General features: G+C 69.5%; 15 protein-coding genes. 14 read left to right on the top strand and 1 reads right to left on the bottom strand.

All coding sequences use genetic code 11. The features are described from left to right. Positions 1-44 precede the first annotated feature (44 nt). Positions 45-1,883 (top strand): RICIN domain-containing protein, encoded by a 1,839-nt coding sequence (locus tag OG205_RS10425; RefSeq protein ID WP_330275991.1) that lies wholly within the window; start codon positions 45-47, stop codon positions 1,881-1,883. 358 nt (positions 1,884-2,241) lie between these two features. Here OG205_RS10425 and OG205_RS10420 read toward each other — a convergent pair whose 3' ends face one another. Continuing rightward, positions 2,242-3,438, bottom strand: a complete 1,197-nt coding sequence (locus OG205_RS10420; RefSeq protein WP_330275990.1) for an RNA-guided endonuclease InsQ/TnpB family protein — start codon at positions 3,436-3,438, stop codon at positions 2,242-2,244. Between the two features lie 161 nt (positions 3,439-3,599). Here OG205_RS10420 and OG205_RS10415 point away from each other — a divergent pair, with 161 nt between their 5' ends. The 13 genes from OG205_RS10415 to OG205_RS10355 all read left to right on the top strand — a co-directional run bounded on the left by OG205_RS10415 (position 3,600) and on the right by OG205_RS10355 (position 23,325). Beyond that, positions 3,600-6,431 (top strand): PQQ-dependent sugar dehydrogenase, encoded by a 2,832-nt coding sequence (locus OG205_RS10415; RefSeq protein WP_330275989.1) that lies wholly within the window; start codon positions 3,600-3,602, stop codon positions 6,429-6,431. Between the two features lie 37 nt (positions 6,432-6,468). Further along, the gene (locus OG205_RS10410; RefSeq protein ID WP_330275988.1) at positions 6,469-8,172 is read left to right on the top strand and encodes a ThuA domain-containing protein; all 1,704 of its coding nucleotides are present in this window, start codon (positions 6,469-6,471) and stop codon (positions 8,170-8,172) included. A 22-nt stretch (positions 8,173-8,194) separates the two neighbouring features. After that, entirely contained in the window at positions 8,195-9,526 is a 1,332-nt protein-coding gene (locus tag OG205_RS10405) for an RICIN domain-containing protein (RefSeq protein WP_330275987.1), read from the top strand. 98 nt (positions 9,527-9,624) lie between these two features. Beyond that, a complete protein-coding gene (locus tag OG205_RS10400; protein WP_330275986.1) occupies positions 9,625-11,148 on the top strand; it encodes an arabinofuranosidase catalytic domain-containing protein in 1,524 nt (507 codons plus the stop codon). A 72-nt stretch (positions 11,149-11,220) separates the two neighbouring features. Further along, on the top strand, positions 11,221-11,931 hold the full coding sequence (locus tag OG205_RS10395; RefSeq protein WP_330275985.1) for a glycoside hydrolase N-terminal domain-containing protein: 711 nt from the start codon (positions 11,221-11,223) through the stop codon (positions 11,929-11,931). A 98-nt stretch (positions 11,932-12,029) separates the two neighbouring features. Continuing rightward, complete coding sequence (locus OG205_RS10390; RefSeq protein WP_330275984.1) at positions 12,030-13,232, top strand: ROK family transcriptional regulator; 1,203 nt, start codon at positions 12,030-12,032, stop codon at positions 13,230-13,232. Positions 13,233-13,322: 90 nt separating this feature from the next. Next, complete coding sequence (locus tag OG205_RS10385) at positions 13,323-14,174, top strand: sugar phosphate isomerase/epimerase family protein (RefSeq protein WP_330275983.1); 852 nt, start codon at positions 13,323-13,325, stop codon at positions 14,172-14,174. Positions 14,175-14,206: 32 nt separating this feature from the next. Continuing rightward, positions 14,207-17,695 (top strand): ThuA domain-containing protein, encoded by a 3,489-nt coding sequence (locus OG205_RS10380; RefSeq protein WP_330275982.1) that lies wholly within the window; start codon positions 14,207-14,209, stop codon positions 17,693-17,695. A 72-nt stretch (positions 17,696-17,767) separates the two neighbouring features. Beyond that, a complete protein-coding gene (locus OG205_RS10375; RefSeq protein ID WP_330275981.1) occupies positions 17,768-18,454 on the top strand; it encodes a hypothetical protein in 687 nt (228 codons plus the stop codon). Positions 18,455-18,465: 11 nt separating this feature from the next. Next, positions 18,466-19,470, top strand: a complete 1,005-nt coding sequence (locus OG205_RS10370) for a polyprenyl synthetase family protein (protein WP_330275980.1) — start codon at positions 18,466-18,468, stop codon at positions 19,468-19,470. A gap of 353 nt (positions 19,471-19,823) precedes the next feature. Continuing rightward, on the top strand, positions 19,824-21,338 hold the full coding sequence (locus OG205_RS10365; RefSeq protein ID WP_330275979.1) for a sugar ABC transporter ATP-binding protein: 1,515 nt from the start codon (positions 19,824-19,826) through the stop codon (positions 21,336-21,338). A 38-nt stretch (positions 21,339-21,376) separates the two neighbouring features. Beyond that, positions 21,377-22,345 carry an ABC transporter permease gene (locus tag OG205_RS10360; RefSeq protein ID WP_442916815.1) on the top strand — a complete coding sequence of 323 codons (969 nt, stop codon included), beginning with the start codon at positions 21,377-21,379 and terminating at the stop codon, positions 22,343-22,345. Then, positions 22,342-23,325, top strand: a complete 984-nt coding sequence (locus OG205_RS10355) for an ABC transporter permease (RefSeq protein WP_330275977.1) — start codon at positions 22,342-22,344, stop codon at positions 23,323-23,325. The genes OG205_RS10360 and OG205_RS10355 overlap by 4 nt, the downstream gene beginning before the upstream one ends. The last annotated feature ends 22 nt before the right edge of the window (positions 23,326-23,347 follow it).

Genomic DNA, 23,347 nt, shown 5'->3' with positions numbered 1-23,347 from the left:
GGTTGGACTCCGCTGCGCAACCCTTTCCCTGCGAAGGAGCAGGCGTGAACACCACCACGAAGAAGAGGCGAGGCCGCCCTCGGGCGATCCTGCCGCTGCTCACGGCCCTGCTGTCCGTCCTCGCCCTGGCCGTGCCGGCGCGGGCTGCGGACGAGTCCATCGCCATCGACTTCTCCACGGGTGCCGGCGCCCCGACCTACCGGGCGTCGGGCTGGATCTACGGCATGACCGAGAACGCGTCCGGGCCCGCGGACAGCTTCTACCGCGACGTGAAGTTCCGGTACATGCGCGCGGGCGGTGCCCAGCTCGACAGTCCCGGCGGCTGGGTGTCCGGGAAGTACGACCGCCGGTGGAACTCGACCCGTGCCCAGCTGCTGCGGACCCGCGCATTGGGCGGCGAGTTCGTGTTGCTGCCGCACGACCTGTGGGGCGCCGACGGGTTCGGGATCTCCCGTTTTCCCGGTGACAACGGAAACTGGACCGACTACGACAACTTCCTCACCCGCCTGATCGGCGACGTGCGGGCCACCGGTGTCCCCGTCCAGTGGGACATCTGGAACGAGCCCAACATCACGATCTTCTGGAACCGCCCGCAGTCCCAGTACTTCGAGCTGTGGCGCCGCACGTACCAGCGCATCCGGGCGGAGTTCCCGACCCAGTTGATCGTCGGGCCGAGTTGCGCGTGCACGCCGTCCACCGGCGGCTGGTGGCCGCAGTACCTGGACTTCGTGCGCTCCACCAACACCGTGCCCGACATCATCAGCTGGCACTCGTTGCCCGGCGATCCCGTGTCGAACGTGCAGGTGGCGAACCAGACGCTCGACTCGCGCGGCATTCCGCACCCGCGGCCGTACCAGATCAACGAGTACGGCGCGTCGAACGAGCAGAACCCCGGCGACGGCTCGTGGTACATCTCGAGGCTGGAACGGGCGGGAGCGGACGGCCTGCGCGCCAACTGGGCCAGCGCCGGCAACCTGCACAACGACCTCGGCAACCTGCTCGTGCGCAACTCGGCCGGGCAGCACCAGCCGAAGGGGGAGTGGTGGGTCTACCGCTTCTACGGCTCGCAGACCGGTCAGATCACCACGGTCACGCCGAGCCAGAACTACGACGGGTTCGCGACGAAAGCACCGGGTGAAGCCAAGGTCCTGGTTGGCGGCGGTCGCACGACGGGCAACATCGCGGTCAACCTGCGGCGCCTGGACGCCACCGAGGGCATTGTGAGGAACAACCAGGTGCGCGTGCTCGCCGAGCGCATTCCGCACAACAACGGCGGAGCCGTCTCGGGCCCCGTGACCGCCATCGACACGATCGTGACGCTGAACAACAACGGCACCACCGTGAACCTGCCGCACTCGAACGTCGACGAGTCCTTCACCGTCACGATCCTGCCGCCTTTGGGCACTCCTGGCGGGGCCTTCCAGTCCACAGCGATCGCCCAGCACTCACAGCACTGCCTGACCAACCCTGGCCGCGGCACGGCCGACGGCACCCGGCAGCAGCAGGTCACGTGCGGCACCGCCGACGAGCAGCGGTGGAACTTCAGCCCGGTGACCGGGGCGGCCGACACCTTCACGGTCACCAACCAGCAGTCGGGCAAGTGCCTGGACGTCAACGGAGTGTCCACAGCGGACGGTGCGTCGGTCATCCAGTGGAACTGCAACGGCGGAGCCAACCAGCAGTTCACCCTGCGGAAGGTCACCTACGCGGGGAGTGCTCCTTCGGACTTCCAGCTCGTCGCCCGGCACAGCGGCAAGTGCGTCGCGGTCGCCGGCGCCTCCACCGCGTCGGGTGCCCTGCTCGACCAGTGGACCTGCAACCCCGTGAACCAGGGCAGCCCGCTCAACCAGACCTGGCGCCTGCCCGGCCGCCAGACCACCTAGCACCAACTCGGCCCGCGCTTCCGGCAACGGGAGGGCGGGCCGACTTCGACCCTCTTCTGGGAGCGCTCCCAGGCGGGTCGGCCGGCAGACACCTTCAACGGAGAAGGGCGATCATGGCCTCGTACTTCCAGCCCCCGGCGCCGCAGCCGGGTCTTCGCGCGTTCCTCGGTCTTCTCGCTCGTCTCGGCCGACGCCGCGACGTTCGCACCGGATCTGCCTCCGACGCACCCGCTCACCCGGACCTGCCCGCCGTGCCACTGATCCGGCCCTCCACCGCGAACCCCGCATCAGCGCGCGTCAACGAGACCGAAGGTATGACCTGCCTTGACTTCCTCCCCTTCGCGAACGAGGGGGATTCCTACGGCTCGCGCCGCAGGGTTTTCTGCTTCGTCGCCGACTGCCCGCCCGGAGGGTTCCGTTGAGGTCTTACACCGGCTCCACAGACCGACGCCGCCAGCCCGGCGGCCAGGATGTTGCGTGCCGCGTTCACGTCCCGGTCGTGGGTCGCACCGCAGCCACAGGTCCAGGTGCGCACGTCCAGCGGCATCGCCGCCGCGAGTGCGCCACAGGCCGAGCACAGTTTGGACGAGGGGAACCAGCGATCGATCACGATCAGGTCCCGCCCGTGCCAGCTCGCCTTGTATTCCAGTTGCTGCCGGAACTGCCGCCAGCCCGCGTCATTGATCGCGCGGGCGAGGCGGTGGTTGCCGACCATGTTCGACACGGCCAGGTCCTCGATCACGAGCGTTTGGGTTTCACGCACGAGCCGAGTGGTGACCTTGTGCAGGAAGTCGGTACGCCGGTCGGTGATCCGGGCGTGGACGCGGGCGACCTTGACGCGGGCCTTGGCCCGGTTGCTGCTGCCTTTCTGCTTGCGGCACAACGCCCGCTGCGCCTTCGCGAGTGCCGTCCGGTTGCGGCGTTCGTGCCGGGGATTGCCGATCTTCTCCCCGCTCGACAGGACCAGCAGGTGATCGAGACCGACATCGATTCCCACCACCGCATTCACTGCGGGCAGCGGTGTCACCCTGGGGTCCTCGCACAGCAGGGACACGAACCAGCGCCCCGCCGCGTCCCGCGACACCGTCACCGTCGAGGGCACCGCGCCCTCGGGCAGTGGCCGGGACCAGCGGATGTCCAGCGGCTCGGCCATCTTCGCCAGTGTCAACGCACCGTCACGCCAGCGGAACGCCGAACGCGTGTACTCCGCCGAAGCGCGCGACTTCTTCCGCGACTTGAACCGCGGAAACCGCGCACGCCGGGCAAAGAAGTTCATGAACCCAGCCTGCAAATGCCGCAACGCCTGCTGCAACGGCACCGCCGACACCTCGGCCAGGAACGCGAGTTCCTCGGTCCGCTTCCACGCGGTCAGCAACGCCGACGTGGCCTCGTAGCCGACCCGCTCCCCGCGCTGGGTCCACGCCTCGCTGCGGGCCTGCAACGCCAGGTTGTAGACCTTGCGGACACACCCGAACGTGCGCGACAACTCCGCCGCCTGCGCCTTCGTTGGATAGAAGCGGTACCGGAACGCCCGCTTCACAGGTCCCGACGACACATGTCACACCCTACCGACCCGGATCACGAACCCGCGGCCGGGATGTCACACGAGCACGACGAATCAGCCGGGACGACTGATCGCCGCACCCGGCCCTGCTCCGCAGGAGGTTCGTTTCCTCCCCGGCCTGAAGACCGGGGTATCCACGAAAGAAGCCCACGATGAAAAACCGCCTCACCGTGGCGTTCTCCGCCGCGCTCCTGACCGTTGCCACAGCCGTCGCGGTCGCGGCGACCACCGCGCCGCCGGCCGCCGCGCACACCGTCAACCCGGCCGACTTCCAGCAGGTCGAGCTGGCCAAGGGCGTCGCCGAGATGGGCGAGCCCATGTCGATGACCGTGCTGCCGGACCGCTCTGTGCTGCACACCTCCCGCAACGGCACGCTGCGCCGCACCACGGCGGCCGGTGCCACGAGCGTGATCGCGAACATTCCCGTTTACACCCACGACGAGGAGGGGCTGCAGGGCATCGCGGCGGATCCCGGCTTCGCGACCAACCGGCACGTCTATCTCTACTACTCGCCACCGTTGTCGACACCGGGCGGCGACGCGCCGGCCACCGGCACCAACTTCTCCGCGTGGAACGGGGTCAACCGGCTGTCCCGGTTCACCCTCAACGCGGACTTCACGGTCAACATGGCCAGCCAGGTGACCGTGCTGGACGTGGCGACCAACCGGGGGATGTGCTGCCACGTCGGCGGGGACATCGACTTCGACGCAGCCGGAAACCTGTACCTGTCCACGGGCGACGACAGCAACCCGTTCGACTCCAGCGGCTACGCTCCGCTCGACGAGCGCTCGAACCGCAACCCCGTCTACGACGCGCAACGCAGCGCGGGCAACACCAACGACCTGCGCGGCAAGGTGCTGCGGATCAAGGTGAACGCAGACGGCTCGTACTCGATCCCGGCGGGCAACCTGTTCGCGCCCGGTACGGCGAAGACGCGGCCGGAGATCTACGCGATGGGCCTGCGCAACCCGTTCCGGTTCAACGTGGACAAGGCCACCGGAGCGATCTACCTCGGTGACTACGGGCCCGACGCGGGGTCGACCGACCCCAACCGCGGGCCTGCCGGGCAGGTCGAGTTCAACCGGATCACCTCGGCGGGCAACTACGGCTGGCCGTACTGCACGGGCAAGAACACCACCAATGAGACCTATGTGGACTACACGTTCCCGTCCGGGCCGTCCGGCGCCCGGTTCAACTGCGCGGCGCCGGTCAACAACTCGCCGAACAACACCGGCCTGACGAACCTGCCGGCCGCGCGCGCGGCGTGGATCAACTACGACAACTGTTCCGTGGCCGCGTTCGGCTGTGGGTCGGAGTCCCCGATGAGTGCGCCGGTGTACCGGTACGACTCGACCAACCCGTCCGCGGTCAAGTTCCCGGCCTCGCTGGACGGACACGTGTTCGCCACCGAGTTCGGCAGGCGCTGGATCAAGACCATCGACGTCGGTTCCGACGGCTCAGCCGGCACGATCGGTGACTTCCCCTGGCGCGGAACCCAGGTCATGGACGCGGGCTTCGGCCCGGACGGTGCGCTCTACGTGCTGGACTACGGCACCGGCTGGGGTAGCGGCGACGCCAGTTCCGCGCTCTACCGCATCGAGTACATCGGGTCGGCGGGCAACCGCGCGCCGACGGCACGCGCGTCCGCCAACCGCACGTCCGGCGCCGCGCCCCTGGCCGTGGACTTCTCGTCGGCAGGCTCCGCCGACCCTGAGGGCAGCGCGTTGACCTACTCGTGGAACTTCGGCGACGGCAGCACGTCCACCGCGGCGAACCCGAGCCACACCTTCACGGCCAACGGCCAGTACTCGGTCACCCTCACCGTGGCCGACTCGGCAGGGCTCACCGGCAGCACCAACGTGGTCATCACCGTCGGCAACACCGCGCCCGTGGTCACGTTGAACACTCCGGTCAACGGGACCCTCTTCAGCTACGGCGACAGCATCCCTTACACGATAACGGTGTCCGACGCCGAGGACGGGACGATCGACTGCGCGCAGGTGAAACTGTCCTACCTCCTCGGACACGACAGCCACGCCCACCCGATCACCTCGCGCAACGGGTGTTCGGGCACCATCGAGATCCCGGTGGACGGTGAGCACGACACCGCAGCGAACATCTACGCCGTCTTCGACGCCGAGTACACCGACAAGGGTGCGAACGGTGTGCCGCCGGCGACCACCCACACCCAGAACCTGCTCCAGCCGCGGCACCGCCAGGCCGAGCACTACACGACGCAGATGGGCACCGGCCTGTTCGACAAGACGCCGGCGGAGGGCGGCCGCACCGTCGGTGACATCCACAACGGCGACTGGATCGAGTTCGACAACTACAACCTCACCGGCGCGAACAAGTTCACCGCGCGCGTGTCCTCCGCGGGTGCGGGCGGCACGATCACGGTCCGCACAGGTTCCCAGACCGGTCCGGCGGTGGCCACGCTGACCGCGCCGGTGACCGGCGGGTGGGACGTGTTCACGGAGGTCTCCACCGCGTTGACCAACGTGCCCACCGCCACCGGCAAGCTGTACCTGACGTTCGCCGGCAGCGGGACGGGCTACCTGTTCGACCTGGACGCGTTCACGTTCAGCTCGTCCACGGGTGGCGGCCGCACCGGGCCGATCACCGGGTCGAGCGGCAAGTGTGCCGACGTCACCGGTGGCAGCAGCGCCGACGGCACGCGGATCCAGCTGAACACCTGCAACAGCGCCACGAACCAGCAGTGGACGGTCGACGGGACCACGTTGCGGGCGTTGGGCAAGTGCATGGACATCGCGAACGGCGGCACCGCCGACGGTGGCGCCGTGCAGCTGGGTTCCTGCAACGGCGCCACGAGCCAGAACTGGTCCGCCGGCGCCAACGGTTCCGTGGTCAACACCAAGTCCGGCAAGTGCCTCGACGCCAACGGCGCCGGTACCGCCAACGGCACGGTGCTGATCATCTGGACCTGCCACGGCGGCACCAACCAGCGCTGGACCCTGCCGTGACGACTCCGCCGCGTGCTTTGACACCAAGGAGGACGAGATGAAGTACCAGGCTTTGCGACGGGCGCTCGGCGTTGCCGCCACAGCGCTCGTCGTGGGCGGGATCGCTTCCGCACCACCCGCGGCGGCCGCTGACGCGCCTTACGACGTGCTGGTGTTCTCCAAGACCGCCGGTTTCCGGCACGACGCGATCCCCAACGGCATCCAGCTGGTCCGCGACCTGGGCGGTGCCAACAACTTCACGGTGACCGCCACCGAGGACGCCGCGCAGTTCACGACCGCCAACCTCGCGCAGTACGAGGCCGTGGTGTTCCTCAACACCACGGGGGACGTGCTGAACGCCTCCCAGCAGAGCGCCTTCGAGTCTTACGTCCGGGGCGGCGGCGGGTACGTCGGCGCCCACTCGGCCGCCGACACCGAGTACGACTGGCCGTTCTACGGCGACCTGGTGGGCGCCTACTTCGCCTCGCATCCGGCCATCCAGCAGGCGACGGTCCGGACGGAGAACCGGGCACACGCGGCCACCGCGCACCTCAGCCCGGCATGGGTCCGCACCGACGAGTTGTACAACTACCGCGCCAACCCGCGTGCGACCGCTCGCGTTCTGTCTACTTTGGACGAGTCGACGTACTCCGGCGGGGCGATGGGCGCCGACCACCCGATCACGTGGTGCAAGCCCGTCGTCGGCGGTCGTTCCTTCTACACCGGCCTCGGGCACACGAAGGAGAGCTACACCGAGCCGGCCTTCCGCTCCATGATCCTCGGCGGCATCCGGTACGCGGCGAACAGGACGAAGGCCGACTGCCGTGCCGAGACCGGCTACACCACCCTCTACAACGGGGCGACGACCGGGTGGACGCAGGCGGGTCCGGGCGGTTTCACCAACAGCGACGCCACGCTCACCTCGTCCGGTGGCATGGGCATGCTGTGGTACAGCGCCAAGGAGTTCCGGTCCTACTCGCTCAAGCTCGACTGGCGGATGCCGGGGGACGACAACTCCGGTGTGGTGCTCGGGTTCCCGGCGGGCAGCACCCCGGACTCGGCTCTCGCCAACGGGTACGAGGTCCAGATCGACGCGACGGACACCGCGGACAAGGCGACAGGGGCGATCTACGGGGTCAAGGCCCCCGACACTGCCGCCAGGGACGCCGCGCTGAACCCGCCCGGTGAGTGGAACACCTACGAGCTGCTCGTCGAGGGCGAACGCCTCCAGGTGTTCCTGAACGGCGTGAAGATCAACGACTTCACCAACGCCGACCAAGCGAGGTCGCTCGCCTCGGGGCACATCGCGCTGCAGAACCACGGGTCCGGTGACGACGTGTCGTTCCGCAACGTCCGGATCAAGGAGCTCGGCGGCACGGTCCCGCGCACCGGGCGGATCACCGGCGGCTCCGGCAAGTGCGCGGACGTCGCCGGCGGCAGCACCGCGGACGGCACGAGGATCCAGCTGTGGACCTGCAACACCAACACGGGTCAGCAGTGGACGGTCAGCGGGACCACGTTGCGCGCCCTCGACAAGTGCATGGGCGTCGCGGGCGGGAGCACGGCCAACGGCGCGCAGGTGCAGCTGATGACGTGCAACGGCAGCGGATCACAGAACTGGACGACCGGGGCGAACGGCTCACTGGTCAACCAGCAGGCGAACAGGTGCCTGGACGCCAACGGCGGCAGTTCGGCGGACGGCACGAACCTGATCATCTGGACTTGTCACGGTGGCACCAACCAGCGCTGGACTCTGCCGTAGTGGCTTCAGGAAGGGATGAGTCATGAAAACCACAAGTGCCGCGGTGGCCGCGGTTCTCGCGGTCGGCGCACTCGTGGCGGTGGACCAGCCGTCGGCTTCGGCCGCCACGATCGACACCACCGCGTGGTACGTCCTCGTCGACCGCAACAGCGGTAAGGCGCTGGACGTCGATGGAACGTCGTCCAACGACGGGGCGCGGATCATCCAGTGGACCCGCAACGACGGTGCCAACCAGCAGTGGCAGTTCGTGGACTCCGGCGGCGGCTACTACCGGCTGAAGTCAAGGAGCTCCGGCAAGGTCCTCGACGTCTCCGGCGCGTCCACCGCGGACAACGCGGCGGTCGTGCAATGGAGCGAGAACAACGGGACGAACCAGCAGTTCCGCGCGGACGATGCGGACGGCGGCCACGTGCGGCTGATCGCCCGGCACAGCGCCAAGGCGCTGGACGTGCGGGGAGCCTCGACCGCGGACAACGCCGACATCGTCCAGAACACCGGCAACGGCGGTACCAGCCAGCAGTGGCAGATGGTCAAGCTGCCGGGAGGCGACCCCGGGCCAGGTCCCGGTGGCGGGTGCGGCAAGGCGCCGACGCTGCGCAACGGTACACACACGATCCAAAGTGGAGGGAAGAGCCGCAGCTTCATCCTGAGGATTCCCGACAACTACAACAACAGCACCCGCTACCGGCTGATCTTCGGTCTGCACTGGCGCGGCGGCACGGCAGGCGATGTGGCGTCGGGTGGAAGCAGCGGTGCCGCCTGGGCGTACTACGGGCAGCAGGAGCAGTCGAACAACAGCGCGATCCTCGTGTCCCCGCAGGGCCTGGGCAACGGCTGGGGCAACTCCGGAGGTGAGGACGTCACGTTCGTCGACGACATGATCCGGCGCATCGAAGGCGACCTGTGCGTCAACCCGGCGCAGCGTTTCGCCACGGGGTTCAGCTGGGGCGGTGGCATGAGCTACGCCCTCGCCTGCGCGCGGCCGAACGTCTTCCGTGCGGTCGCCGTCATCTCCGGCGGTGAGATCAGCGGGTGCAGCGGCGGGAGTCAGCCCGTCGCCTACTTCGGCATCCACGGCATCAGCGACAACGTGCTGGGAATCGGCTCGGGACGGTCGTTGCGCGACCGGTTCGTCCGCAACAACGGTTGTGCCGCCCAGAACCCGCGCGAACCGGGGCCGGGCAGCAGGACCCACATCACCACCACCTACTCGTGCCGGGCCGGGTTCCCGGTGCAGTGGGCCGCGTTCGACGGTGGCCACGCGCCCGCGCCGGTGGAGGGGTGCGGTTGTGACGACGGCGCCCGGACTTGGACCAAGGTCGAGATCTGGAGGTTCTTCTCACAGTTCCAGTGACACCGGCCGGTGCCGGTCACGCCGTGGTCCGGTCGCGGTGTGACCGGACCCTGCGGTGGCTCGTCCGTCCCAGCGACAAACCTTCCAGGAGGTGTGCAATGCAGCCTTCACCTGTCTCTTCGGCCAAGCGTGTGTGGCGTTCGAAACCAGCGGTCCGGATCCGGGTCACCGCGGCGCTGGTCGTGTTGTCCGCGGCCACCCTGACGTGGTCCACCCCGGCGGCACCCGCCGCAGCGGCCACCACGGGTCCGTGTGACATCTACGCCGCCGGTGGTACGCCCTGTATCGCGGCCCACAGCACGACGCGGGCGCTTTACGGTTCGTACAACGGAAATCTCTACCAAGTCAGGCGCGCGTCGGACAACACCAGCAAGGACATCGGGCTGCTGGCCGTGGGAGGCAACACCAACGCGGCGACGCAGGACACGTTCTGCGCCGGCACCTCGTGCGTCATCACGGTGGTCTACGACCAGTCCGGCCGCGGGAACGACCTGTGGTACCAGGGATCGAGCGTGGTGCCCGGCTCGCCGCAGAGCCGGCCCGCCAACGCGACCTCCGAGTCGCTGGTGATGGGTGCTGACAAGAGCAAGGCGTACTCGCTCTACATCAACCCCGGCAACAGCTACTGGCGCGACGGCAGCCGGACCGGCGTCCCGACCGGCGCCGCGCCGGAGGGCATGTACATGGTCACCAGCGGCACCCACGTCAACAGCGGTTGCTGCTTCGACTACGGCAACAGCGAGACGACCCGCAAAGCCGACGCGGCCGGTGCGATGGACGCGATCAACTTCAGCACGCAGTGCTGGTTCGGCGGGTGCGTCGGCCGTGGTCCGTGGGTCCAGGCGGATCTCGAATGGGGCCTGTTCCCCGGCGGGAGCCAGCAGTGGAACCCGAATCAGCGGGCATTCACGGACAAGTTCGTCACGGCGATCCTGAAGAACAACGGGACCACGCGGTTCGCGCTCAAGGGCGGCAACGCCCAGGCGGGCGATCTGACCACGTTGTACGACGGCTCGCTCCCGCCGGGCTACAGCCCGATGAGGAAGCAGGGCGCCATCATCCTGGGCAGCGGTGGTGACTGCTGCAAGCCCGACGGCGGTGCCAACCTCAGCGCGGGCACCTTCTACGAGGGCGCGATGGTCGCGGGCTACCCGTCCGACGCGACCGAGAACGCCGTGCAGGCCAACATCATCGCTGCCGGGTACGGCGGTGGTGGCGGAAGTCAGCCCGTGCCCGGCGGCGCTGTGCGTGCGATGGGCGCTGGCAAGTGCCTGGAGACGCCGAACGGCACCGCGGGCACGCAGACCCGGATCTGGGACTGCTCGGGCAGCGCGGGCCAGAAGTGGGCCCGGTCCGCGTCGGGTCAGCTGACCGTGTTCGACGGCACCGCCCAGCGGTGTCTCGACGCGTACGGCCAAGGGACCACCACGGGCACGAGGGTGGCGATCTGGACGTGCAACGGCCAGTCCAACCAGCAGTGGAACGTCAACGCCAACGGCACGATCACCGGCGCGCAGTCCGGTCTTTGCCTGGACGTGTCCGGCGCATCCACGGCCAACGGCGCGCTCGTCCAGCTGTGGACGTGCAACGGCCAGTCCAACCAGCAGTGGAGCTTGACCTGATCAGTGGTCGTGAGTGCTTTCCGCCGCAGCGGAAAGCACTCACGACCACCCCATCACCGACAAAGGAGTCGTGTGACGCGCACACCAGAGCCGAGGGTCCACGACACCAGCTCGGCCGCGCGCTGGACGGACGGCGTCCGCACCGCCAACGGTGAATGCGGTGCCGTGCTGTACGGCGAGCCCGCGATGGAGAAGGTGGTCTTCGAGGCCGGCCGGTCCTGCCGGCCCGCCTACGAGTTCCGGATCTCCAGTCCCGGTATGACGGCCGTCGGCGGCTACGGCCGGATCACCGACTCCCGCACCGGCGAGGTCACCTCGACCTGGACCGACGGGCACGGCACCTGGGCCCGCCGGGCCTTCGCGTCCAGAGCCGACCAGGTGATCGCCCATGAGCTGCTGCCGGCGCCCGGCCGGACGGTCAACACCACGCTGAGCGTCGACACCGCCCTCGACGGGCTGCTCGGCGGTACGCGCTTCACGACCAGAGCCACCGTCAGCAACGGCTCGGGCTACCTCAGCCTGCGCGGCGTCGGCCGGTCGGGTCACGATGTCGTCGGCTACGAGGGCATCACCAGGGTGGTGGCGTTCGGTGGCAGCGTCCTCGCGAGCGGGGCCACCCTCGTCGTCACCGGGTCGGCCAGGCTGCTCCTGCTCACCAAACTCGACCGGTACGAGTCGTCCTCGACCGGCTGGATCTTCCCCGCGCTGCGCACGGCACTGGCCGGGCTCGAGAGCGACTACGCCACCCTGTTCGCGCGGCACACAGCCGCCACACCGGGCTGACCCGGCCACCGGCATCGAGGGTTCGGGGGTTCGGGCAACAATCACACGTAAACACGGCGTTCCGCCCGGTTCTTTCGTTGCAGTGTGACAATTATGCGATGGAGAGCACTCATGGCATCGATTCCGGTTCGCCGAGCGCCGTGCTGCGCCTGCTGATGGACGGCAGGCCGCGCACCCGAGCGGAGATCGTGACCACGACCGGCCTCGCCCGCTCCACCGTGCGGGCCAAGTTGGACCTGCTCCTGGCCGCCGGACTGATGACCGGAGGCGGCACGGAGGAGTTCACCGGCGGGCGCCCCGCGAGCCGGTTCGTGTTCAACCCCGGCGCGCAGCTCGTGCTGGCGGCCGAGGTGGGCGCCACCCACGCCACGGTCGCCGTGGCCGACCTCGGGTGCCGGTTGCTTGCCGTCGAACAGGTCGGCCTCGACATCGCGGATGGACCGGAGGCGATCCTCGAGCTCCTGGTCACGACCTGGCGCGAGCTGCTGCGCGGGGTGGACACCGCGGAGATCGCCGGTGTGGGCATCGGCCTGCCGGGACCGGTCGAGCACTCCACCGGCCGGCTGAGCAACCCGCCGATCATGCCGGGCTGGGACGGGTTCGACGTGCCGGCGGTGATCGCGGCTGAGTTCGGCGCACCGGTGCTGGTCGACAACGAGGCCAACCTGATGGCGCTGGGAGAGCACGCCGCCTCGCACCCGGATGTGCGGCACATGATCGTGATCAAGGCGGCGACCGGCATCGGCGCGGGTCTGATCAGCAACGGCGTGCTGCACCGCGGCGCGGCGGGCGCGGCAGGGGACCTCGGGCACATCCGGGCGCCCGACGGTGGGGACGCGCTGTGCCGCTGCGGCAACACCGGGTGCCTGGAGGCGGTCGCCGGTGGACCGGCGCTCGCGGCGAAGCTGAGGGGACTGGGACTCCCCGCGCACTCGACGGCCGACGTGGTGCACCTGGTCCGGTCCGGCAACCTCGAGGCCAGCCGCGTCGTGCGGCAGGCGGGCAGGGACATCGGCGAGGTGCTCGCGGGCTGCGTGAGCATGTTCAACCCGTCGCTCGTGGTCATCGGCGGGCTGGTGGCGGAGGCGGGGGAGATGCTGCTGGCGGGGGTGCGCGAGTCGATCTACCGGCGTTCCCTGCCGCTGGCCACGGAGAACCTGAGGATCGTCGCGTCGACGGCGGGTTCGACAGCCGGAGTGCTGGGCGCCGCGGCGATGGTCGTGCAGCACGTGCTGTCGCCGGAGGTGCTGGACGCACGGCTCGGCGCGGTCGTCTCCGCGACCTCCGTCGGAGAGGTCTGAAGGCTTTTGGCAGGACCAGCCATAATTTAGTCCGTTTGCGACGGGCTTTTGCATTGACCCCGCCATATGGTCGGGCTTACGTTCAGCTGCATGTGGGACATCGGTGTCAACACATGGGTTTGGACGTCACCGCTCACCGATGACGGGTTGGCCGCGCTCGCGCCGAAGGTTCGCGAGTGGGGGTTCGACGTCATCGAACTGCCGGTGGAACAGCCGGGCGACTGGGACCCGCGCCGCGCCGCCGACCTGCTGGCCAAGTTGAACCTCAGGGCCACCGTCTGTCTCGTCATGCCGCCAGGCCGTGAGCTGGTCGCGGCGGACACGGTCGCGGAGACCCAGGACTACCTGCGGCAAGTCGTGGACGTCGCGGCGATCGTCGGCAGCCCCGTCGCGGCGGGCCCCGCGTACAGCTCGGTCGGCCGCACCTGGCGCATCGACGACCGGCCGCGGGTGTACCGCGAACTGCGCGCGAACCTGCGCCCCGTCGTCGAGTACGCGGCGCAGCGCGGTGTCCGCATCGCCGTGGAGCCGCTGAACCGGTACGAGACGAGCCTGCTGAACACCGTGGACCAAGCGCTGGAGGCGCTGGACGGGCTGCCTGCGCAGGGGTGCGGGCTGGCGCTCGACACCTACCACCTCAACATCGAGGAAGCGGCGCCGGTGAAGGCGATTCTCGCCGCCGGCTCGCACATCGCGCACGTTCAGGTGTGCGCGAACGACCGCGGTACGCCGGGTCGCGATCACCAGGACTGGCCCGCGTTGCTGGGCGCCCTGGGCGATGCCGGCTACCGCGGTCCGTTGTGCATCGAGTCTTTCACGCCGGACAACGCCGCCATCGCGACCGCCGCCTCGATCTGGCGTCCGCTGGCCGACTCCCCGGACGCCCTCGCCGTCGAAGGCCTGGCCTTCCTGCACGCTGCCGCCGCCGCTCTCGCCCGTTAGCCGACCGCGTCACCACCCCCGGAGGAGTGGCAATGCAACGCAGACTCAAGCGATTACTGGTGGTGTTGGCCGGTGTCCTGGTGGTGATGGGGCTCGTCACGCCGACCACCCCGGCACAGGCCCACGGCCTGCACGTCCTGCTGTTCACCAAGACCGCCGCAGGGGCGTACCGGCACGACTCCATTCCCGCGGGCATCACGATGATGGAGCAACTGGCCGCCCAACGCGGCTGGGAGATGACCAAGTCCGAGGACGCGTCGGTCTTCAACGACGCCACGCTCGCCACGTTCAACGTCGTCGTGATGCTCCAGACGTCGGGCATGGTGTGGGACACCGCCGCGCAGCGCACCGCGATGCAGACCTACATGCGCAAGGGCGGCGGCGTGGTGGCGATCCACAACGCCACGGACATGAACATCGAGCAGCAGTTCCCGTGGTGGGACCAGATGCTCGGCATGACCATGACCCAGCACTCGTCGATCGTGTCCGGCACCGCCAAGGTCGCGGACCGCAAGCACCCGTCCGGAGCGGGCCTTCCGGACCGGTGGACGCGGACCGAGGAGTGGTACAACTTCAGCCGCAACGCGCGCGGCGACGTGCACGTGCTGGCCACCGCGGACGAGTCGACCTACGACGCGGGACCGTCGAAGATGGGCATCGACCACCCGATCTCCTGGTGCCGCAACTTCGAGGGCGGCCGGGTCTGGGCCACCGGCATGGGGCACAACGCGTCGAGCTACTCGGAACCCCTGTTCCGCCAGCACATCACAGGTGGTGTGGAGTCGGCGGGCGGCATCGTGGGCGCGGACTGCGGTCCCACGGTGTGGAACAGCTTCCAGAAGGTGCAGCTCGACAACTCCGTCATCGCGCCGAGCACGCTCGACGTCGCTCCCGACGGCCGGGTGTTCTTCACCGAGTACAACGGCAACCTGAAGATCTACAAGCCGGACACCAGGACGACGGTCGTCGCGGGCACGCTCAGCGTCTACGGCCAGGGGCAGACCTCGGAGGACGGCCTGGTCGGCATGGCGCTCGACCCGGCGTTCGCCACCAACAGGTGGATATACCTGAACTACTCGCCGTCCGGGAGCCAGGAGATAGCCAGGGTCTCCCGCTTCACGATGAACGGCGACAGGCTGGACACGGCCAGTGAGAAGATCCTGCTCACCATTCCCGCGTCACGGCGCGAGGAGCCGGGCCACACCGGCGGCCAGCTGAACTTCGGGCCGAACGGCAACCTCTACATCAGCGTCGGGGACGACACCAACCCCAACGGCGACTCGGCGGGCTACGCGCCGATCGACGAGCGGTCCGGCCGCGCGCTGTACGACGCGCAGGGCACCGCGGCCAACACCAACGACCTGCGCGGCAAGATCCTGCGCATCCACCCCGAGGCCGACGGCACCTACACCGTCCCGTCGGGCAACATGTTCACGCCCGGCACGGCCAGGACCAAGCCCGAGATCTACGCGATGGGCTTCCGCAACGCGTTCCGGTTCAGCGTGCACCCGACCACCGGCGTCGTCTACGCGGCCGACTACGGCCCGGACGCGGGCGGCGACAACGCGAACCGCGGTCCCGCGGGCCTGGTCGAGTGGAACGTGATCAAGTCGCCCGGCAACTACGGCTGGCCGTACTGCGTGGCGAACAACCTCGCCTACAACGACTGGAACTTCGCCAACAACAGCTCCGGCCCGAAGTTCAACTGCGCCTCGCCGGTGAACAACTCTCCCAACAACACCGGCCTGACGACCCTGCCCGCCTCACGGGCCGCGGATGTCTGGTACGGCAACGGCGCGAACGGCAACGCCTTCCCGGAGATGGGCACGGGCGGCGAGGCGCCGATGGCGTTCCCCGCCTACCAGTACAACGCGAACAACCCGTCCACGACGAAGTTCCCCGCCTACTACGACCAGACGCCGATGTTCGGCGAGTGGTCGCGCAACCGGCTCTGGGAGTTCCGGCAGGATTCGTCCGGGAACTTGTTGAAAATCAACAACTTCCTGTCGAACATGTCGTTCGCCTCCCCGATGGACGCGAAGTTCGGTCCGGACGGGTCGATGTACCTGCTGACCTGGGGCACGGGCTGGGACGACAACAGGCCGCTGCCCGGCTCCGGGCTGTGGCGCATCGACTACACGACCACCGGTGAACGTCTTCCGGTGGCGCAGGCCTCCGGCACCCCCCTCACCGGTGCCTCGCCGCTGACGGTGCGCTTCTCCAGTGCGGGCTCCAACGACCCCGGTGGTCTCGCGTTGACCTACCGGTGGACGTTCGGCGACGGCGGCACGTCCACCGAGGCGAATCCCACGCACACCTACACCACGAGCGGCAAGTTCACCGCCCAGCTCACCGTCACCAACTCGGCGGGCAAGACCGGCACCGCGAACGTGACGGTGAGCGCGGGCAACACGGAGCCGGTCGTGCGGTTCACCGGTCCTGTCGACGGCGGCATGATCAACTTCGGTGACCCCGTCCCGTACACGCTGTCCGTGACCGACCAGGAGGACGGCACGATCGACTGCGGCAGGGTGTCCGTCCAGGCGAACATGGGCCACGACACGCACAAGCACCCGATCGGCTCGCCGATGGCAGGCTGTTCGGGGACCCTCCCGACCACCATCGACTCCGGCCATCAGGGTCTCGACGTGCACGTCATCGGCTCGGCCGAGTACACCGACGGTGGCGCGAACGGGCAGCCCGCCCTGACCGGCAGCGGCCAGGTCGTGCTGCAGCCCAAGCAGAAGCAGGCCGAGTTCTTCAACGGCTCGTCCGGCGTCAACGTCGTGTCGCAGGCGGGTGCCGAGTCGGGTGCCAGGGTCGGCGACATCGGCAACAACGACTGGATCTCTTTCAAGCCGGTCAACTTCGCCGGGATCAACCAGGTGTCGTTCCGGGTGTCGGCGCCGTCGGGCGGCGGGGGCACGATCGAGCTGCGCGCCGGTTCGCCGACGGGCACGCTCATCGCGTCGTCGCCGGTCACCAGCACCGGTGGCTCGGACACCTACGCCAGCACGCCCGCGGTGAACGTGACCGCGCCTGCCGGCACCATCGAGCTGTTCGCGGTGTTCAAGACGTCGTCGTCGACCAGCTTCGACCTCGACTCGATCACCTACGTCGGACCGGGCGCGGGCCAGCCCGGTGGTGGCACCGCGAAGGAGATCGTCGGCGCCAGTGGCAAGTGCGTCGACGTCAACGGAGCCAGCTCGACCGACGGTGCGAAGGTGCAGCTCTGGACCTGCAACAGCGGCACCAACCAGAAGTGGACGCAGAACGGCACCACGCTGCGGTCGCTCGACAAGTGCATGGAGGTCAGCGGCAACAGCCAGACCGACGGCGCGATCGTCCGGTTGTGGTCGTGCAACGGCTCGTCCGGGCAGAACTGGACCGCGCAGGCCGACGGCTCGATTCGCAACGGCACGAAGTGCCTGGACGCCAACGGTGCCGGTTCGGCGGACGGAACCCAGCTCATCATCTGGTCCTGCCACGGCGGAACCAACCAGAGGTGGAGCTTCCGGTAGGCGAGGAGCCGGTCAGCGGTCCTTCGAGGCCGCTGACCGGTTTTCGCGGGTATCGGCGTCGAGGAGGAAACGTTGACCAGGACCGTTCGGTCGCGCGCGACCAAGGCCGCCGTCTGGGGCACTCCGCCGCCCAGGCCGACAGGGCGGGTGTGGGCCGGTTTCCTCACCGCTTTCCTGCTCGGCCTGGCGGTCGCCTTCCTGATCGCCTCGGGGACCGGGCCGGACGCGACCCAGCGGCGAATCGCAGAACTGGAAAGGGAGGACGCCGCACGCGACGCCGCGCAACTCGGACCGCTGACCGACCAGGCCAAGGACACCAGGGACCGTCTCGCACCGGTGCTCGCGGCCATGGCGCAGGCGGCTCCGCTCGACGGGTCGGCCCCTCAGGCCCCGCTTACCGCGGACGTCATGAACGGGTGGAACGACGTCCTCTCGGCGGCGGAGAAGTCGTACGAGCAGGCGCCTTCGGCCGGCAACGGGATCAACGTGGCGCGCGCCGGTCTGCGCACGGCCGTGCAACAGCTCGCCGCGGCGGTCAGGGGGTTCGAGACGGCACTCGGCGTGGCCGAGCCGGTCAGGAGCACCCTCGTGACGCTGGCGGGCGAGCAGCGCACGCTGGCGCTGCGCACGTGGTCGGTGGCCGCCGTCCAGCTCGACGTGATCAACATCGACGCGGGGAGGGGACACGTGCACGTCCAGCTCTCCACCGGCGCCGACACGGGTGCGATCGCCCCTGACGGTGCGCCGGAGGGACGGTGATGGTGGGTCACGTGGTGCTGCCGACGTCCGGCCCCGTCCGCCTCCTGGTCGACGCGCGCACGCTGATCGAGCCCGTGCACCGCGCCGCCGTCGACGAGCTCGGCCCGGCGCTGCGTCGCGTCGCCGGCTACCACATCGGGTGGTGGGACGCGGACGGCAGACCTTCACCGCCGGGCGGCAAAGCGCTGCGGCCCGCTCTCACCCTCGCCTGTGCCCGCGCGTTCGCCCACGGGCCTCCGGCGCCGGACGTGATCGCGGCCGCGACAGCGGTGGAGCTGATCCACGACTTCTCGCTCCTGCACGACGACGTCATGGACGGCGACGAAACGCGGCGGCACCGTCCCTCGGGCTGGGCGGCGTTCGGGACCACGGCGGCGATCCTCACCGGGGATGTCCTGGTGGCGCTCGCGCTGCGCCTGATGCCGCCGTCCTTGACCGGCGTGCTCGCCGACGTACTGGTCGATCTGTGCGAAGGGCAGGCGGCCGACGTGGCGGCCGAGACCGCGGCGTCGGCCGACGTCGAGCAGTGCCTCACCACCGCGGCGAGGAAGACCGGTGCCCTGCTGGGCGCGGCCTGCCGCCTCGGTGCTCTCGCGGCCGGAGCCGACCCTGCCGCCGCTGACCACTGCCGGTGGTTCGGGGTGCACCTCGGCGTCGCCTTCCAGCTGGTCGACGACATCCTCGGCATCTGGGGGGACCCGGCGAGGACAGGCAAGCCGGCCCACTCCGACATCAGGGCCCGACGGAGAACCCTGCCCGTCGTGGCGGCACTCGCCTCGGACACGCCGGCGGGGCGCCGGCTCGGACGGATCTACCTCTCCGACCGCGGCGCGGACGAACCCGTCCAGCGCATCGCCGAGCTCGCCGCGGAAGCGGGCGGCCGGGCGTGGGCCGAAGCCGAGGCGGACCGCCGCGTGCGGCTGGCGTTCGGCTGCCTGGACCGGGCGGACCCGCGTCCGGCCGCAGCCCTGGATCTGCGCGGTCTGGCCCGGCTGGTCACGAGCAGGGACCGCTGAATCGGGATGAAGGGCCCTTCATCGACCTCACGCAAATGAAGGCGCCCTCATCCTGGGCTGGGGCTTAACGCCGTTGCTGGTCCACGATGCCGGGTGACAGCACGTGCTGGACCACCCGTGGCCGCCGCCCCGATCACGCCTGCCGCCTCGCCCGCACGGGACGGCACGGTATCGACGTCGCCCGCGCGCCCGCGCGCCCGCCGCACCGACCGCGCCGCGGTGCAGGACGCCGTTGCCGATGAAGCCCAAGCCGTCCCCGGTCTCCACCTTCACGACGATCAGGTGGTCGATATTTGGCGGAGGAGTGTCAACTTTTGATTGACACTCGCCATTAGTCGCCCTACGTTCGCATCATGGCTGTGACCCACGTAACACAGGGGGTGGAACACCCCGTGGCCGTCGTGCGACTGGAGGGCATCGAGAAGAGCTTCTTCGGCGTACGGGTGCTGCGCGGCGTCGATCTCTCGTTGCGTGCGGGAGAGGTGCATGCGCTGGTGGGGGAGAACGGCGCGGGCAAGTCGACGCTGCTGAAGGTGCTGGCCGGCGTCCACCGGCCGGACTCGGGCCGGATCGTGGTGCGGGACGAGGAGGTCTCGTTCGCCGCGCCGCGCGACGCGCAGGCGGCGGGCATCGCGATCATCCACCAGGAGTTCACCCTGCTCGAGCACCGCACGGTGGCCGAGAACGTCTTCCTGGGCCGGGAACCGGTGCGGCGCGGTCAGGTGGACCGGCGCGCGCTGGAGACGGAGACCCGGCGGCTGCTCGACTGGCTGGGCGAGGACGGCATCGAGCCCGGCACCGAGGTGGCCCGGTTGTCCGTGGCCCGCAAGCAGGTGGTGGAGATCGTCAAGGCGCTGTCGGCGGACGCCAGGGTCCTCGCGATGGACGAGCCCACCGCGGCGTTGGCGGACAACGAGGTCGAGCTGCTGTACGGCTTGGTGCGCAGACTTCGGGATCGTGGGATCGCGATCCTCTACGTGTCGCACCGGATGCGTGAAGTGTTCGACCTCAGCTCACGGATCACGGTGTTGAAGGACGGTGCGTTGGTCACCTGTGCGCCGACCGCCGATCTGGACGCCGATCAGGTCGTGCGGCACATGGTCGGTCGTCCGCTGGAGGCGCTGTACCCCGAACGTGCGAGCCACCCCGGTGCGGTGCGGATCGCGTTGCGGGGAGCGGGAAACGAGCGGGTGCGGAACCTGACGTTCGACGTGCGGGCGGGGGAGATCGTGGGCCTCGCGGGGTTGCAGGGCTCTGGTCGTTCCGCGATCGCGCGGGCGATCTGGGGAGTCGAGCCGTTCACCACCGGCACCGTGGAGCTCGACGGCGTGCCGACCCGCGTCACCGGTCCGCGCACAGCCGTTCGCAAGGGCATCGGATACGTCACCGAGGACCGCAAGGGCGAGGGCCTGGCGCTGCGGCAGTCGGTGCGGGACAACACCTTGCTGGTCCGCCGTGCGGCGTGCCGCGGTGCGGTGGCTCGTCAGACCGCGGATCTGACGCGACTGCTCGGCGAGGTGGGTGTCATCGCGCGCGGGCCGCATCAGGAAGTGCGCTACCTCTCCGGCGGCAACCAGCAGAAGGTGGTGCTGGGCAAATGGCTTGCCGTCCGTCCGCGCGTGCTGATCGTGGACGAGCCGACCCGCGGCGTCGACGTGGGCGCGAAACAGACCCTGTACCGGTTGCTGCGCGACCTGGCGGACGACGGCATGGCGATCCTCATGGTCTCCTCGGAGTTGCCGGAGCTGATCGGCATGAGCGACCGGATCCTCGTCATGCACGAAGGCGCTCTGGCAGGTGTTCTGCCCGCCGGTGCTGACGAGGAAGCCGTGATGGGACTGGCCACCGGGCACGGGGCAGTGGCGTGAGCGCCGTGAGCGAGCGGGTCCGTCGGCGCGGCGAGGCGCTGGTGCGGACGAGGACGCTCGTGATCACCCCGGTCCTGGTCGTATATCTCGCGCTGGCCGTGCTGCTGGTGGCCGGCAGTGTGCTGGTGGGTGTCCAGGGAGGCGTGCTTCTCGACCACGGCGGCGTTCTCAACATCCTGACGCGCGGCACGGTGCTCGGACTGGTCGCGATCGGGCAGACCCTGGTGATCGTCACCGGTTCTCTCGACCTGTCGGTGGCCTACCTGATCGGCCTGTGCTCCCTGGTGGCCGCCGAGACGATGGCGGGCAGCCCAGGGATGATCGTGCCGGGTGTGCTGGCGGCGCTGGGGGTCGCGGCGGTGGTCGGGCTGGTCAACGGACTGGTCATCACCGTGCTGAAGGCCAACGCGTTCATCGCCACGCTGGGCGTCGCGCTGGTGCTGCGCGGCTACCTGGAGCACAACTACACCGGTCCGGCGGGCAGCGTGCCGCGCGCGTTCCAGCACATCGGCTACGACCGGATCGGGCCGGTTCCGGTGGCGGCGCTGCTGATGTTGCTGCTCGCGGCGGCGGCATGGTGGTACCTGCGGCGCACCCGCACCGGGTACCACATGTACGCGGTCGGCGGGGATGTCGACGTGGCCCGGCTGTCCGGCGTGCGCACCGGGCGGACGATCGTCACCGCGCACGTGCTGTGCGCGGTCATGGCCGGCCTCGCCGGGGTGTTCCTGGCCGGACGGCTGGGTTCGGGCGCTCCGTACGTCGGTGCCGACGCCGGGTACGACCTGGAGTCGATCGCCGCCGTCGTGCTCGGCGGCACGGCCCTCGCGGGTGGACGCGGTGGTGTGGCCGGCACCATCGGCGGTGTGCTGATCCTGTCCACATTGGACACGATCTTCGACGACCTCGGGCTGGAGTCCTTCTTCAAGGACGTCGTGCGCGGCGTCGTGCTCATCGCGGCGGTGGCGCTGTACGCCCGTAGCAGGACCGCCGGGCGGCCGGCATGAGGGCGCGGCCACGCCTGGCCGACGGCACCGGGCCAGTGCTGGTCGTGTTGCTGATGCTGTTGGTGGCACTGGCGTTCGCCGGTCCCGCGTATGCCGAGCCCAGCGGCTATCTCGCGCTGCTCAAACGTGCGGCGCCGCTCGTGGTGCTGGCCGTCGGGCAGTACTTCGTGATCGCGTCCGGTGGTTTCGACCTCTCCGTCGGCTCGCTGGTCACGGCCGAGGTGGTCGTCGCCGCCCGGCTGGTCGACGGTGACGACGCGAACACCTGGTGGGTGATCGCGTCGCTGCTGGGCTGCGGAATCCTCGTGGGTCTGGTCAACGGGCTGATCACGACGAAACTGCTGGTGCCGTCGTTCATCGTGACCCTGGGGATGCTGCTCGTGCTCGACGGCGCGGTGTTCCTGTGGTCGGGCGGAGCACCGCGCGGCGCCCTGTCCCCGTCGTTTCGCGTCCTCGGCCGGGGCAGTGCCGACGTTCCGGTCCTCGGCCAGGTGCCGTGGTCGGTGATCGTGCTGCTGGTGGTGGTCGTCGCGGCGGCGTGGTTCATGCGCGGCGGAACCGGACGCATGCTGCTCGCGGTGGGGGACAACGAGAACGTGGTCCGGCTCGCGGGCGGCCGAGTGGATCGGCTGCGCCTGCTCGCGTTCGTGCTGTCGGCGCTGCTCGCGTCGGTCGCCGCGATCCTGCTCGCCGGGTTCGCGGGGGTGTCGGCGCAGGTCGGCGACGGCCTGGAGTTCCGAGCCATCACCGCGGTGGTCCTCGGCGGTGTCCTGCTCGGCGGTGGCCGCGGTTCGGTGGTCGCCGCGGCCGCGGGCGCGCTGTCGCTCGAAGCGCTCTTCTCCCTGTTGAACCTGCTGGGTGTCTCGGGCGCGCTCGAGTCCGCCGTGCAGGGCGTGATCATCATCGCGGCCGTGGCCTATGCCGCTCACGGAGCCGGTCTTCGGCGGATGCTGCGCCGGCCCGTTCCCCGCCCCGCCTGAACCCTGCCTGTACCCCCGTCGA

This window comes from Lentzea sp. NBC_00516 (assembly GCF_036346835.1).
Lineage (GTDB): Bacteria > Actinomycetota > Actinomycetes > Mycobacteriales > Pseudonocardiaceae > Lentzea > Lentzea sokolovensis.
This window is presented reverse-complemented; position numbering and strand designations above follow the sequence as displayed.